Origin of the sequence: Sphingomonas asaccharolytica NBRC 15499 (assembly GCF_001598355.1) — a bacterium.
Lineage (GTDB): Bacteria > Pseudomonadota > Alphaproteobacteria > Sphingomonadales > Sphingomonadaceae > Sphingomonas > Sphingomonas asaccharolytica.
Window position 1 is genome coordinate 1 of the sequence record NZ_BCYU01000094.1, and the last position, 14,853, is coordinate 14,853.

Below are 14,853 nucleotides of genomic sequence, written 5' to 3' on the forward strand. Positions count from 1 at the left end.
CCCGGAGCTCGTCGAACACCGCCAATGTGACGATCGTCACCAACGGCGACATCAATGCGGGCAATGCCGGCATTGTCGGGTTGATCTCGCCGGCGGGCGCGGCCGGCAATGTGGACGTGACCTCGAACGCGGCGGTCGCCGCAAGGTTCGGGATCGACGCCGAGAATTTCGGCACCGGCAATACCACGGTCACGACGGTTGGCCCGGTCAATGCCACTACCGGTAACGGCGTTTACGCATCGACGGCGGGCGGCAACGTCACGGTCAATGCCGGCGACGTCACCTCGACCGGCAACACCGCGATCTTCGCACAGCAGACCAATGCCGCCGGCGCGGGCAATGTCGACGTCACCGCCGGCATGGTTTCGGGCACGACCGGCATCACCGCGACCAACGTCGGCACGGGAGCGATCGCCGTCACGACCAACGGCACGGTGACCGGCACGACGGCGGAAGGCATCCTCGCGCTCGGCAACGGCGCGGTGACCGTGACTGCCCCCAACATCGTAACCGGTGCAACCAACGGCCTGACCCTGGTCGGCGGCACCGGCGGTGCGGGCAACATCCTTGTCAACAGCACCGGCGGCTTCTTCGGCGGCAGCGGCGACGGCGCCAACATCCTCAACAACGGTTCGGGCACGGTCACGGTCGATATCTCGGGCGCGAGCGGCTCGACTGCCGGTAACGGCATCATCGTTCGCGACACCGTTCTGGGCGGCGACATGAATGTCACGACCGGTGCGGTGACGACCCTGGCTGCGGGCGAGAACGGCATCGACGCGCGGAGCGTGTCGACCGCGGGCAACGTGACGATCGTCGCCAACGGCGATGTAAAGGCGGGTAATGCCGGCATTGTCGGCGCGATCATTTCGGGAGCCTCGACCGGCAATGTCGATGTCACCGCAAATGGTGCGATCGACGCGCGGTTCGGCGTCGACGCCGAGAATTTCGGCAGCGGCTCGACCAGCGTCACGACCGTGGGCCCGGTCAACGCGACCAGCGGCAATGGCATCTTCGCGCTCACGACGGGCGGCAACGTCACGGTCAACGCCGGCGACGTGTCATCGGTGGGCAGTATCGGCATCCTTGCGGACAATTCACTGGTCGGATCGGCCGGCACGGTCGATGTGAGCGCGGGCACGGTGTCGGGCACGATTGGTGTCGAGGCGATCAACAACGGCACGGGCCTGACCAGCGTAGCCACGACGGGGCCGGTCACCGGTACCTTAGTCGACGGCATCATTGCGACCGGCAACGGTGCGGTGACCGTGAGCGTCGCAGACACGGTGACCGGGGCGGCCAACGGCCTGACCCTGATCGGCGGCACGGGCGGGGCGGGGAATATCAACGTTACCGGCACCGGGTTCTTCGGCGGCACCGGCGACGGCGCCAACATCAAGAATAACGGTTCGGGCACGGTCACGGTCGACATCTCGGGCGCGAGCGGTTCGACCGGCGGCAATGGCATCGTCGTCCGCGATACCGCGCTTGGCGGCGACATCAGCGTCACCACCGGTGCTGTGACCGCGCTGGCCGGTGGCTTCAACGGCGTCGACGCGTTCGGCGCGTCGAATACCGGCAACGTTACGGTCGTCGCGAATGGCGCCGTCCAGGGTGGCAATGCCGGCATCGTCGCGGGGCTGATCAGCACCTCGACCGGCAATGTCGACGTGACTGCCAACGGCGCGGTCACCGGAAAGTTCGGCGTCGATGCGGAGAATTACGGCACTGGCAATACGACGGTCACAACCATCGGCCCGGTCACCGCGACCACCGGCTATGGCATCGTCGGGCTCACCGGCGGCGGCAACGTGGTGGTGAATGCGGGCAGCGTGTCCTCGACCGGCGCGGCGGCGATCCTCGCCGAGCAGATCGGTGGGGGCGCGGGCAATGTCGGCGTGACCGCCGGTAATGTCTCCGGCACCACCGGTATCATTGCTCAGACCAACGGCAGCGGCGGCGTTTCGGTCAACGCGCTGGGCAACGTCACCGCGACCAACGGCAACGGGATCGAGGCAATCAACTTCAATGGTGCGGCGAATGCCGGAACGATCGACGTATCGCAGGCGGCAGGCACCAAGATCACTGCGACCAACGGCGCCGGCATCTATACCGATAGCGGTTTGTCGACCGGCATGACGACGATCACGGTTGCGGGAGAGATCACCGCCGGCACTCCCGGCTTTGCCGGCGTCTACGGCACGTCGACCAAGGGCGGCATCACCGTCAACGTCACCGGCACCGGCAAGATCGATCCCGATTACGGCATCGATCTCAGCACGGTCGACGGTCCGCTGGTGGTCAATAATGCCGGCCTCGTCACGGGCGCGATCGACGGGGTCAGGCTGGTGGCGACCGGCACCGGAAGCGCCAACATCTCCAACACCGGCACGATCACCGGCGGCACCAACGCGGTGTTGATCAGCGTCAACAACACGCCGTCGACCTTGTTCAACAGCGGAACGATCAACGGCGCGATCAACATGCTCGGGTCGACCGTCGCGACGTCGAACTGGATCAACGGCCCGACCGGGATCGCCAATCTGGGAACCGGGGCGTCGAGCGTCTCTGGCAACCTAGCCAATGGCGGCAACGTCAATCTCGGCGCCGGCGGCACGCTGACGGCCCTGGGCAATACCAACAATGCCGGCCGCGTCACCTTTGCCGGCGCGGGCAGCTTCACGACCGCAGGGTCGATGGCCAATACCGGGATCATCAACGCCCGCAACAATCTGACGACAAATGTCGTTACCGTCGGCGGCAATTATTCGGGCGGCGGCCAGTTCTGGGCCGACTACAGCACCAATACCGCCACGGCCGATCGCCTGAACATCGGCGGCTCGGCCACGGGCAACACCAATGTCACGATGAACCTGGTCGGCACGCGGTCGTTCGTCCCCGGCGGCTTCCTGCCGGTGGTGACGGTCGCCGGGGCAGCACCCGCCAGTGCCTTCACCTCGAGCACGCCGTTCCCGACAACGGGCTTCGTCCTCGACAGCTTCGGGCAGAACCCGTCGAACGCCCATCAGTTCGGCGTGATCCAGGCGGTCAATCCAACCGCGGCCGGGCTTGGCAACCTCAGCTACATGGCCGAATCGGCATCGGGCCTGCTTGATGATCCGATCAGCCCCTTCGTGACCAACCGGACCGATGCCGGCGGCACGCGGTTCAGCCTGTGGATGCGCGGCAGCGGCGGGCACAGCACCCAGACGATCAGCTCCTCGCTGACCGGCGGCGGCGTGTCGTACAATTCGACCAGCCGCTTCCGCACCAGCCAGCATGCGGCACAGATCGGCGCCGACCTCTCGTTCGGCGGTATCGGCGGCGGCTGGAAGGTCAATGTCGGCGTGATGGGCGGCTGGTACGGCGCCTCGGCGCCGCTCGCAGGCGGCGAGCGGATCAAGGTTGAGACGCCGTTCGTCGGCGGCTATGCGGTGGTCGGCAACGGCGCCTTCGAGCTCGAGGGCAATATCCGCAAGGAATGGCGCCATTATACGGTCGCCATGCCGTCGCTGTTCGGCACGGCCGGCACGCAGCGGATGCGCGGCGACGCGACGGCCGGCTCAGCCCGGATATCGTACCGGATCGGCGGCAAGACCGGCTTCGCCGCGACGCCGTTCGCTTCGTTCAATTATGCCGACACCCAGATCGATCCGCTCGTGATCGATGCCTTCAGCGTGTGGACGCCGGGCAGCGATACCACCAAGATCGGCCAAGCGGGCTTGCGCCTGTCCTATCGCGGCGGGTCCGAGGCGACGGCGACGTTCGAGCCGTTCATCAGCGCGGCGCGGATGGAGAATTGGTCGCGCGGCGATGGCTCCAGCTTCGCCTTCGGCGCGCCGGTCACAACCTTCTCGCTCCAGAGCAACACCTGGAAGAACGCGATGCGCTATTCGGCGGGTATCCTCGCCAATGCGCATGGCAGCCGGGTGTCCGGGTTCGTGGTCGGCAATATCGACGACGACTCGCGGCTGCGCAGCTTCACCATCCACGCTGGGCTGCGCTTCAACTTCTAACCGGGTGGGGCATCGGCCGCGTCGTGTCTTCGGGCACGGCGCGGCCGAAATTGTATATTGGATATTGGATACCAACACGCGGATAACGTTCCCCGACGGCGAAATCCGTGAGGCGATCGCCTACCGCACCGTTTTCCGCCGGACCATTGTCGACGCCGCCGCCAGCGCAGCGATCGGGATGAGCAGGACGTAGAAGGCGATCGTCCCCTGGAACATCGCGAAGATATGGCCGACAACGAACGAGCCGGTCGTCCCGCCAAGCGCCGAGAAGACCACGATCAGCCCGACCATCGCCGGCTGCTCCCTGGGCGCCATCGACGACAGGATCGCCGAATTGAGCGCGGGATAGATCGGTGCCATCATCAGCCCGATCGCCGGGAACAGGAAAGCGGCGATCGGCGCCCCGGCCCAGCTCGTCACCTGTCCATGATGCGTGGCGGCGAGCGGCAGCACCGCGACGATCAGCACCGCCATTCCGACCAGACATCCCAGCACGAACGGAAACCAGCCGGTGCGCCGCACGATCACGCCGGCGCCCAGCCGCCCCGCCGCCAGGCACACCGCGAAGATCGACGCGGCCTGCACGCTCATCGGCGCCGACAGCCCGAGCAATTCGCGGTTGAAGGTCGGCAGCCACGAGCCGATGCCCTGTTCGACCAGGACGTAGCAGAAGATTGCGGCGATGAAGCTGAGACTCAGCGGCCGCCAGGCGAGCGCGACCATCTCGGCGAATTTCTGTCCCGGACCGTGCGGCGCGGCCGCCGGTTCATCGACCGCGCTTTCGTCATAGGGGGTGACCGCGAGCAGCGCCAAGGCGACGACGCTGACGGCGGCGAGCACATAATAGACGGTCAGCCACTGCCGGCTGGCGGGATCGGCCGGGTCGATGAACGCGGCGAAGATCCAATAGCCGCTGAGCACGCCGAGCATGAACACGCCCTCGATCACGTTGAGCAAAGACGCGTGGCGCGCGCTGTCCTCGGTCAATAGCCCGACAAAGCTGTAAACCGATACCTTGGTCACCCCGAACGCCACGCCGACCGCGAGGAACAGCAAGCGTGTGGTCCAGAAACCGGGGAATGAAGGCATCGCCAGGCAGGCGATCGCGACCAGCGCAAGTGCGACGATCATCGCGCGCCGCAGCCCGAAGCGCGGCAGTTGCGCCGCCAGCAGGAAACTGGTCGCGGCGATCGACAGGTCCTTGAATCCCTCGAGCGAGCTCGCCGCGACCTTGGTCACGTGGAACGATTCGATCGACTGCAGGATAACGGTGCCGACGCTGTTGAGCAGCACCGCGAACACGGCATAGGTCAATGCCAGTGCGACGATCATCCGTGTCCTGTTCATGCGCCTCCCCTGCCGGGATGCCCGGCTTATTGTCTTGACCATCTCCTATTATGAAATGCATATCATTGGCAATCGGGCGTTTGATCGCCGCATCGGAGAGGTATTGCGTGGGGCGGTCATTACCCGAAGCGTCTTTTGCTGACGTGCGATTTGCGCGCGACGCCTGGCGCCTTGCGGCGGACGGGGATTCCGCCCGGTCGGACCATGTTCCTGCGCTGTTTTCGATCGGCAACGGCTTTATCGGCATTCGCGGGCCGGGCGAGGCGGCGGAGGCGCCCAAAGTCTATCTGAACGGCGTCTATGAACGCGTGCCGATCGCCTATCATGAGGCGGCGCATGGCTATGCCCGCGAAAGCGATCTTCGCCTGGCGGTCGCCGACGCCACCCGTCCAGCTATCCTGGCCGGCGGTGAACCGATCGGCGCGCCGGCGAGCGTCGAACTCGATCTCGCGCGCTGCGTGCGGACAGAGAGATTCCCGACAGGGGCGGCTGAGGTCGCGATCGAGCAATTCGTCTCGATGACCGATACCGCCTTGGTACTGACGCGAGTGAGCTTTGCCGACGGCGCCGATGTGACCGTGTCGCCGATGGTGATACCGCCGCCGGGAAGCGGCGAACGCGCTGCGGATACTTCCAACCATGACGTCTACGATCCCCGCGTCGCGCCGGTCATGGCGACCAGCCCCTGGGTCGACCCGCAAACCCGTGACGAAACCGGCACCGCCATGCGCAGCGACCGGTTGCGCACGAGCGGATTCGTGGTGGCGTGCGGGATGCGTGAAATCGAGCGTCGGACGGTCGGTCGTCGGGTGCAGGTCGATTTTGCCTCGGCCTACCACGCCGGCACTGACGGGCACGGTGTTGATGCGCTCACCGCGATACTGCGCGCCGCGGCCGAGCGAGGCTATGACGCTTTGCTGGCCGAGCAGGTGGCATGGTTCGCGGATTTCTGGACGGCGAGCAATGTCGCGATGCCGGGCCAGCCCCGTGCCGAGCTCGCCATCCGCTTCGCTTTGGCCGAACTGGCGATGGCGGTCGGGCGCGACGGTAAGACCTCGATCGGCGCCAAGGGGCAGACTGGGGAGGGCTATGAAGGCCATGTCTTCTGGGATGCCGATCTCTACGTCATGCCGGTCTTTGCCTTCACCCAGCCGGCGATCGCCCGGGCGATGCTCGCATGGCGGATTTCGAAGCTTGGCGCAGCACGCGACAATGCGCGGGCGATGGGGCACGAACACGGCGCGCTTTATCCGTGGCGGACGATCGGCGGGCACGAATGCTCGTCCTATTTCCCAGCCGGGTCCGCGCAATATCACATCAATGCCGACATCGCTTATGCGCTTGAGACGTATCTGGCGGCGACCGGCGATCGCACCTTGCTCGACGTCGGCGGTGCGGCGATGCTGGTCGAGACGGCGCGCATCTGGCTGGCGATTGGGTATCACGATGCGGCGCGCGGAGGCGCGTTCGTCATCAACCGCGTGACCGGGCCGGACGAATATTCGGCGATCGTCAACAACAACCTCTACACCAATATGATGGCCGCGCGGCACTTGCGGTTCGCCGCGCGCGAAGGGCTGGCGGCGTCGCTGATCGACGATGCGGAGGCCGCGCAGATGGTCCGTGCCGCTGACGCGATGCTGCTGGCGTATGACGACGAGCGGCAAGTCTATGCCCAGGACGATGCCTATTTCCAGCTCGACCCCTGGCCGTTCGAGACGACGCGGCCGGCCGCCTATCCGCTGCTGCTGCACGTCCATCCGCTCGCCATCTATCGCCGCCGCGTCTCGAAACAGGCGGATGCGGTGCTCGCCTTGGCGCTGATGCCCGACGCGTTCGATCCGGCGATGCGGCGGCGGATGCTCGACACGTACGAAGCGACAACGGTGCACGATTCGACCTTGTCAGCGAGCGCGTTCGCGACCGCGGCGGCGCATGCCGGCGATGGCGCGCGGGCGGCACATTACTGGCGGGTCGCCGCGCTGACCGACCTCAACGATTTGTTCGGCAATACCGATCACGGGCTGCATATGGCGGCGTTGGCGGGGAGCTGGACGACGCTCGCGATGGGCTTTGCCGGCATGCGCGTCGATGGCGACACGCTGTGTTTCGATCCCGTCGGGGTGCCGGGGCTATCCGACTATCGCTTCACTGTCGCGTTCCGCGGTGCGCAGGTCGATGTCGCGGTGTCGGGCCGAACCGCCAGCGTGTCGGTGCGCGGCGATCGCGCGGTCGCGATCCGTGTCGCCGGCCAAGAGGTCGCGGCCTGACCATGGCGTTCCGCGCCGCTATCTTCGACCTCGACGGGGTGCTGGTCGACAGCGCCCGGCTGCATTTCGTCGCCTGGAAACGGATCGCCGACGAACTCGGCATCGCGTTCGACGAGCAGGACAACGAGGCGCTCAAGGGCGTCGATCGCATGGGGTCGCTCGACCATATCCTGACGCTGGGCAAAGTATCGCTGGACCTCCCTGCCAAAGAGGAGCTCGCGGCGCGCAAGAACGGCTATTATCTCGACGCGCTGGCGACGATGAGCGATGCCGACATCTTGCCGGGCGCCACCGCTTTACTGGCGACCGCCCGCGCTGCCGGGCTGTCGCTGGGGGTCGCCTCGGCCAGCCGGAACGCAGGGATGGTACTGCAGCGGGCAGGGTTGTTGGCCTCGATCGATTTCGTCGCCGACGCCGCCAAGGTCGCGCGGTCCAAGCCCGCGCCGGACATCTTCCTGGCCTGCGCGATAGGGCTCGGCGTCGCACCCACCGCGTGCGTCGGGTTCGAGGATGCGGCGGCCGGGGTGACCGCGATCAAAGCGGCTGACATGGTCGCGATCGGGATCGGCGACGCTGCCATCCTGGGGGAGGCCGACCTGGTGTTCGCGTCGACCGCGGCGGTCGATCTCGATCAGGTGTTGCGGCTGGCGCCGGCTGCTTCTCAGGTCTGACGAACGATCAGCCGGGTCGGGAGCACGCTCGACTTCGGCTTCCCGCCATCGAGGATCTGCATCAGCTTTTCGACCAGGATGGCGCCGGCCAGATGGGTTTCCTGTTCGATCGTGGTGAGCGCCGGAGTGAAGTCGGCGGCGGGCGGGATGTTGTTGTAACCGCACAGCGAATAATCTGCCGGCGCCTCCAGCCCCAGCTCGCGGAACGCGGCGACGATCGCTATCGCTGCGGTATCCGAGAAAGCGAAGACTGCGTCGGGCGGCGGATTGCCGCGCAGCCACGCCAACGTCTGCTGGTAAGCAGGCGCATAGGCCATATGCTCGACCTCGAGATGCTCGACGGTCACCTCGGGATGCTTGGCGGCGACCGCGCGCAGGCCGTCGAACCGCATCCGGATCTCGGCATGCGCGACATTACCGACGAACAGCCAGCGTTTCGCGCCGCGCTTAACGAACAAGTCGCCAGCCAATTCTCCACCCAGGCGATTGTCGCTGCCGACCGAGCAATAGGGTTCTGTAGGATCTACGCCACCCCAGACCACGAACGGCGCCCCGGCGCGCGCGAGATCGCGCAGCATCGGGCCGCGCACGCCTTGCCCGAGGAAGATGAATCCGTCGGCGACGCGCGAGCTGATCAGATCGAGATGGCTCTGCACATCGGTGAGGTTGGACGGTGAGAGCAGCAGATCCTGGTTGCGCACCGATAAAGCCTCGGACACGCCGGCGAGCAATTCGAAGATGAACGGGTCGGCGATCCGCCCGGCGCGGTGCGAGCCGAAATCGAGCACTACGGCGACCGTGTCGTTGCGCGCCTGGCGCAGTTTCTGCGCGTTGCGGTTGATCGCATAGCCATTTTCGCGCGCGACACGCAGCACGCGTTCGCGGGTCGCTTCATTGACCAGCGGGCTGTTGTTGAGAACGCGCGACACGGTCGGCTTCGACACATTGGCGAGCCGGGCGATATCCCCCATGTTCAGATCCATCGCACGTCGACGCAAAGCCAGGCTCCTCAATCAGCGGGCCGCCGGACAACCATTGAAACTGGTTTCCGACGATCCTCGACGATGCACCGCCCCCGCTCAGCGTGCCCAAAATAGGCCGGTCGCGATCCCCGATGCAACAAACGCTTTTACGCGAGGACGGGACAAAGCGATCGGCGCGTCTTTTGGGTCTCAAAGCGCCATGAAATTCGTTGCACGTGCTGTGACATCTCTGCCACAGAAAATACCCGTTGCTGCCGAGCATCACCTTGATATAGCGAATTTAATTTAAATAATACGATCCTGCAACGAGATATTGAAATGCAATTCATTCGCGTATAGACCCCGTCCTCAGGCACTTCCCGAGCAGGAAGGCAGCGGCAGGAGAGGATCATGATGGTTTCGCGCAATCGCAATTTCGTTGCTGTGTCGGGGTTCGCGCTGGCGATTGCCCTGGCCCATCCGGCCGCGGCACAGGAAACGCCCGCTGCGGCGCCGGCCGCCGATCCCGCCCAGGCCGCGGACGCAGCGCCTCCGGCCGACGTGCCTGATATCATCGTGACCGGTCGCGCCGCCGGTAACGGCATCAACAAGCTCGAGGCCGGCTATTCGGTGACGACGCTGTCGGCGGACGATATCAAGCTTCAGGCGCCCAAGAGCTCGGGCGACGTGCTGAAGTCGATCCCCGGCGTGTGGGTCGAGAGCTCGGGCGGCGTCGGCACCTCAAACATCTTCGTCCGCGGCATTCCCAGCACCGGCGACGCGCCGTTCGTCACGATGCAGTTCAACGGCGTGCCGGTCTATGGATCGAGCAGCCTGTCGTTCATGGACCAGACCGGGATCGTCCGTCTCGACGAAACCGTCGCGGGCATCGAAGGCGTCAATGGCGGCCCGGCCTCGCTCTATTCGGACGGCCAGCCCGGCCTGACCACCAATCTTCGCCTGCGCGAAGGTCATGACCAGACGCAGGGCAGCATCGGCGCGTCGATCACCGATTACAGCGCCTGGCGAGTCGACGGCTGGCTCAGCGGCAAGCTCGCCGACGATCTCTATTATATGGTCGGCGGGTACGTCTCGCGCGGTGACACCGTCCGCAGCGCCGGTTTCAACACCGAGCGCGGCCAGCAGATCACCGCGAACATCACCAAGAAGTTCTCGCACGGCAAGTTCAACATCTTCGCCCGCTACACCGACGATCACGGCGAATGGTTCCTGCCGTTCGCGGCGAACGTGCCCGGCATCGATCGCGGCACGTACAACCAGCTCAATAAATATACGCGTTACGCGACGATCATCTCGCCCGGCTCCGCGGGCAGCGGTGCGACCGAGCGCGTCGACCTCGCCGATGGCCGCGGCTGGAAAGGCGTGGTCACCGGCGCCAGCCTCGATTACGATTTCGGCGGCGGGATCAGCTTCACCGACCGCTTCGGGTTCACCAGCGGCACGCTGCGGACGACCGGCCTCGTACCGCAAGGTGCGGGAGCGATCACCGTTGCAACGGCGTTGGCCACGCAAACTGATCCCGACCCGGCAAAGCGGGATGCCTTCCCCGGCCAGACACAAGTCCATACCATCAACACCGGGCAGACGCTGTTGCCTACCGACTACGTCCAGTCGTTCGGCTCCTGGTGGGTCGACAAGAAGCTCCAGAACGTCTCGAACGAGGCGGTGGTCAATATCAAGACCGGCCCGAACACGCTCAACCTCGGCTATTATTTCTCGCACTTCACCTCGGATGACGCCTGGAGCCTGGGCGGCAACCGCTGGATGCAGGTCGGCGGATCGGGCGATCTGGTCGATCTGGATAATAAGACGCTCTCCGCCTTCGCGATTTCGGATCGGGGCCGCGCCACGGTGAACGCAATCTATGTGTCGGATTCGTTCAATATCACCGACGCGCTGCGCCTCGATGCCGGCATCCGCCACCAGTGGACCGATATCGACTTCCATATCACGGGCAACGGCCTGCCAGATTCGGCCAAGATCAGCCGCGAGGCGACGCCGTGGACGGTCGGGCTCAACTATCGCGCAACCCGCAATTTCGACGTCTATGCCCGTGTTTCGCAAGGCTATCACTCGCCGTCCTTCGACGACGTCCGGTCGCAGCTCGGTAATACCGGGCCACGGCTCGACCTCAACTGGAAAGTGCGTTCGTACGAAGGCGGCGTGAAATATCGCGGTGGCGGGTTCGAAGCGGCGGTAACTGGCTTCTACGACAAGGTCGTCGGCGCGGTGTATAACGATGTCGGCGTGCCGCCGCAGATCGCGGGATCGAAGACCAAGGGTATCGAGTTCGATGCGTCGTATCACAGCGCCAGCGGTTTCGGCTTCGTCGGTAACGCCGTGCTCGAGGATGCCAAGACCGATACGCCCAACATCCCCGACTTCGACGGCAAGAAAGCGCAGCGCATCCCGTCCTATCAGGTTCGCCTCACGCCGACCTATACCGCGCGCTTCTCGGACAAGTCCGACATTACTTTCTACGGCACATATGAAGCGATCGGGAAGCGGTATAGCGATCTCGCCAATACCCAGTTGCTGCCTGCTTACGCCACGCTGAGTGCCGGGATCCGCGCCAAGGTGGACGGTTACATGCTGCAGATTTCCGGGGACAATCTGACCAACTCGCATGGTCTAACCGAAGGTAATCCTCGTTTCACGAGCACTGACCCAACTGCGGCGCTGCCCGACGTGCGTCCGATCTTCGGCCGGTCCTACCGGGTGTCGGTCAGCTACGCTTTCTGAGCGGGCCCGTAATAATGGGAAAAGGGGCGGCGTCCGGGACGTCGCCCTTTTTTTCGTTTTCGGACAGTCGGAAGGCTTTGCGCGTCGGGGCATATCGACGGCGCGGGAGCCTGTCGCGCCATGCCGCGTTTCAGGGGCGCCGATCCTTCCGATTTGGCCTATCACCCATCCCGGCGACCGCCCGTCGTCCCCGCACGGAGACCGACCGCATGAGCGACGATCTGTTCACTTTCTCCGGCCTCCATTTGCGCCCCGACCCGTCGCGCACGGTGATCAAACCGTTCAGCGTCGATTATCCCGAATCGTTCCGCGATGCCGCGCATCCCCGCATGCGCAAGGTGATCGAGCGCGTGCTGTCGCTCGACGCAGCCAGCTGCCGCAAGGACTGCCACACTGTGGTCGCCTCGCTGTCCGAGCGGCATCGCAATGTCGAGACCATGTTGACGCGACGGTTTGAGGCTGTGCGTGACAGCTTACCGGAAAACGTGACGGCCGACCCGGAGCAGCAGTTGCTGATCGGCGCCTATCTCAGCGCCGAATATTCGTTCGAGGCGGCGGCCCTGTTCAACCCCAGCATCGTGTTGCGGATGAATCAGGACGACGCGCCGGCCGATGGCCTGAACTTCATCCTCTCCTTGCGCGGCATCGGCGAAGGGCATGTCTCCTCGGTCACCTTCCGTACCGGCAATTGGAGCGCGAGCACCGGTTTCCAGGTCGACGATCCGAGCCCCTGGGTCACGTCGCCGCGGATCGAAGGGCCGGACGAGAGCGGCACGTCGGGCACGACCCGGATCATCTGCGAGGGGAGCGAGGAGCCGTCCGAGAGCGTCCTGTTCCCGATCACCGCCAGTCAGCGCCAGGGGATCGAAGATCTGCGCATGGTGCGGTTCACCGAAGAGGACGGCACGCCGAGTTTCCTCGGCACCTATACCGCGTTCGACGGCCGCGATGCGCGATGCGAGCTGTTCCGCGGCACCGGCGTCAACACGTTCGAGATGACGGTACTCAAGGGATCGGTGCCGCAGAGCAAGGGCATGGCGCTGTTCCCGCGCCGCGTCGATGGCCGCTTCAACATGATCGGCCGCCAGGACAATGAGAATCTCTGGCTGATCGCCTCGGGCGACATCACTACCTGGAATGGCGGCGTCAAAATCATTGGCCCGCGCTATCCGTGGGAATTCATCCAGATGGGCAATTGCGGCTCGCCGATCGAGCTCGACGAGGGCTGGCTGGTCATCACGCACGGCGTCGGCATGATGCGCAATTATTGCATGGGCGCCTGCCTGCTCGACAAGGCGGACCCGACCAAATTGCTCGCGCGCACGCCCGAACCGATCCTGCGGCCCAGTCCCGAGGAACGCAATGGCTATGTCCCCAATGTCGTCTATGGCTGCGGCGCGATCGTTCATGATCGCACCTTGCTGCTACCCTTTGGTATCGCCGACAATTTCGCGAGCTTCGCCAGTTGCAGCGTCGACGCGTTGCTCGCGCGTATGGACTGAGGGCAACAGCGATCAATTGGCTCGAACTCAACGTAGTCCAGCGAGATTCTGGTCGAGCATCTCGAGCGCGACCTCGAGGCATTTCAACCTGACCGGCCCGCGGCCGATATCGCCGAAATGCTCTTCGCGATGCACGACATCGCCGTCGCGCCGCCGGCAGCCGAAATGGACTAGGCCGGACTCGTCGTCCGGACCGCCGGGCCCGGCAAAACCGGTGATCGACACCGCGATGTCGCCATGCGAGCGCTCGAGCGCGCCACGCGCCATGGCGATCGCCGTCTCGCGGCTGACCGCGCCGCAACGCTCGACGATGTCGCGGTCGATTGCCAGCAACTCGCATTTGGCGTCATTGGTATAGACGACGAATCCGCGCTCGAACGCGCGGCTCGCGCCTTCGACATCGGTCAGGAGCGACGCGAGCAGCCCGCCGGTGCAACTTTCGGCGGTGACGATCGCCAAGTTGCGGTTGCAGGCTTTGGTCAAGAGCGCGCGCGCCGCCTGTTCGATCCGATCGGGCAAGACATCCAGCAATTCGCTCATTGCGCCACGTCATCCTCCTTGCCTGGGCGGCCGGCTCCGCGGCTCGTCCCGGTCGTTGTGCAAAGGCAACAAATCACTGGGCGATCGGGTTTCCGCAACCGAGGCGGAAAAAGACTAACCTGTGTCATGGCCGCGATAATTCCGGCAACTTCGCCGTGCGTTCCTCGTTGGGCAAGCGCGGGGCGGGCGATCGTTTGCCAGCTATTGAGGAGGCCGAGATGGGCTTGTTTTCCAAGGACATCAAAACGTTCGACGATTTGTTCGTCCACACGCTCCAGGACATTTATTACGCCGAGAACCAGATCACCAAGGCGCTGCCGAAGATGATCGAAAAGGCGACCGATCCCCAGCTGAAGCAGGGCTTCGAGACACATCTTCGCGAGACGGAGGGCCAGATCAAGCGTCTCGAACAGGTCTTCCAGATGCATGGGCAGGAACCGAAGCAGGTCAATTGCCCGGCGATTGACGGCATCATCAAGGAAGCCAACGAAATCGCCGGCGACGTGGAGGACAAGAACGTCCTCGACGCCGCGCTGATCGCCGCGGCGCAAGCGGTCGAGCATTATGAAATCACCCGCTACGGCACGTTGATCGCCTGGGCTAACCAGCTTGGCCGGTCGGACTGCGCGGCGGTATTGGCCGAGACGCTCGCCGAGGAGAAGGCGACCGACGAGAAGCTCACGACGATGGCCGAAACCAAGGTCAATTCGAACGCCGAGCTCGAAACTGCCTGACGACTCCTGCTGTGGCTGGCGGAACTAGCGTTCCGCCAGCCGATTTTT

General features: G+C 64.8%; 9 protein-coding genes. 6 read left to right on the plus strand and 3 right to left on the minus strand.

Annotated features, from left to right (window positions below):
• A partial coding sequence (locus SAS01S_RS22885; RefSeq protein ID WP_066812459.1) for a beta strand repeat-containing protein occupies nucleotides 1–4,016 on the plus strand: 4,016 nt, incomplete at its 5' end.
• Nucleotides 4,017–4,136: 120 nt separating this feature from the next.
• On the opposite strand, the gene SAS01S_RS19060 is transcribed toward SAS01S_RS22885, so the two are convergent.
• Nucleotides 4,137–5,363, minus strand: coding sequence for an MFS transporter (locus tag SAS01S_RS19060; protein WP_066812460.1), 1,227 nt, complete (start codon nucleotides 5,361–5,363; stop codon nucleotides 4,137–4,139).
• Nucleotides 5,364–5,470: 107 nt separating this feature from the next.
• On the opposite strand from SAS01S_RS19060, the gene SAS01S_RS19065 reads away from it, so the two are divergent.
• Both SAS01S_RS19065 and pgmB read left to right on the plus strand, forming a co-directional pair.
• The gene (locus SAS01S_RS19065; protein WP_245657007.1) at nucleotides 5,471–7,633 is read left to right on the plus strand and encodes a glycoside hydrolase family 65 protein; all 2,163 of its coding nucleotides are present in this window, start codon (nucleotides 5,471–5,473) and stop codon (nucleotides 7,631–7,633) included.
• Between the two features lie 2 nt (nucleotides 7,634–7,635).
• Nucleotides 7,636–8,304 (plus strand): beta-phosphoglucomutase, encoded by a 669-nt coding sequence (pgmB, locus tag SAS01S_RS19070; protein WP_066812462.1) that lies wholly within the window; start codon nucleotides 7,636–7,638, stop codon nucleotides 8,302–8,304.
• On the opposite strand, the gene SAS01S_RS19075 is transcribed toward pgmB, so the two are convergent.
• The gene (locus SAS01S_RS19075) at nucleotides 8,295–9,275 is read right to left on the minus strand and encodes a LacI family DNA-binding transcriptional regulator (RefSeq protein WP_245657009.1); all 981 of its coding nucleotides are present in this window, start codon (nucleotides 9,273–9,275) and stop codon (nucleotides 8,295–8,297) included. The two genes, pgmB and SAS01S_RS19075, sit on opposite strands and share 10 nt — an antisense overlap.
• Before the next feature lie 402 nt (nucleotides 9,276–9,677).
• Between SAS01S_RS19075 and SAS01S_RS19080 the strand changes: the two genes are divergently transcribed.
• Both SAS01S_RS19080 and SAS01S_RS19085 read left to right on the plus strand, forming a co-directional pair.
• Nucleotides 9,678–12,029 (plus strand): TonB-dependent receptor, encoded by a 2,352-nt coding sequence (locus tag SAS01S_RS19080; RefSeq protein WP_066812464.1) that lies wholly within the window; start codon nucleotides 9,678–9,680, stop codon nucleotides 12,027–12,029.
• A 209-nt stretch (nucleotides 12,030–12,238) separates the two neighbouring features.
• Complete coding sequence (locus tag SAS01S_RS19085) at nucleotides 12,239–13,531, plus strand: glycoside hydrolase family 130 protein (protein WP_066812465.1); 1,293 nt, start codon at nucleotides 12,239–12,241, stop codon at nucleotides 13,529–13,531.
• 27 nt (nucleotides 13,532–13,558) lie between these two features.
• On the opposite strand, the gene SAS01S_RS19090 is transcribed toward SAS01S_RS19085, so the two are convergent.
• Nucleotides 13,559–14,071 carry a CinA family protein gene (locus tag SAS01S_RS19090; protein WP_066812466.1) on the minus strand — a complete coding sequence of 171 codons (513 nt, stop codon included), beginning with the start codon at nucleotides 14,069–14,071 and terminating at the stop codon, nucleotides 13,559–13,561.
• Between the two features lie 218 nt (nucleotides 14,072–14,289).
• Between SAS01S_RS19090 and SAS01S_RS19095 the strand changes: the two genes are divergently transcribed.
• Nucleotides 14,290–14,805, plus strand: coding sequence for a YciE/YciF ferroxidase family protein (locus SAS01S_RS19095; RefSeq protein ID WP_066812467.1), 516 nt, complete (start codon nucleotides 14,290–14,292; stop codon nucleotides 14,803–14,805).
• Nucleotides 14,806–14,853 lie beyond the last annotated feature (48 nt).

Bases quoted from the DNA above. Each gene is read 5' to 3' on its own strand.
- SAS01S_RS19090 (WP_066812466.1), bottom strand. From the start codon at position 14,071: ATGAGCGAATTGCTGGATGTCTTGCCCGATCGGATCGAACAGGCGGCG.
- SAS01S_RS19095 (WP_066812467.1), top strand. From the start codon at position 14,290: ATGGGCTTGTTTTCCAAGGACATCAAAACGTTCGACGATTTGTTCGTC.
- SAS01S_RS19060 (WP_066812460.1), bottom strand. From the start codon at position 5,363: ATGAACAGGACACGGATGATCGTCGCACTGGCATTGACCTATGCCGTG.
- SAS01S_RS19075 (WP_245657009.1), bottom strand. From the start codon at position 9,275: ATGGGGGATATCGCCCGGCTCGCCAATGTGTCGAAGCCGACCGTGTCG.
- SAS01S_RS19085 (WP_066812465.1), top strand. From the start codon at position 12,239: ATGAGCGACGATCTGTTCACTTTCTCCGGCCTCCATTTGCGCCCCGAC.
- SAS01S_RS19080 (WP_066812464.1), top strand. From the start codon at position 9,678: ATGATGGTTTCGCGCAATCGCAATTTCGTTGCTGTGTCGGGGTTCGCG.
- pgmB (WP_066812462.1), top strand. From the start codon at position 7,636: ATGGCGTTCCGCGCCGCTATCTTCGACCTCGACGGGGTGCTGGTCGAC.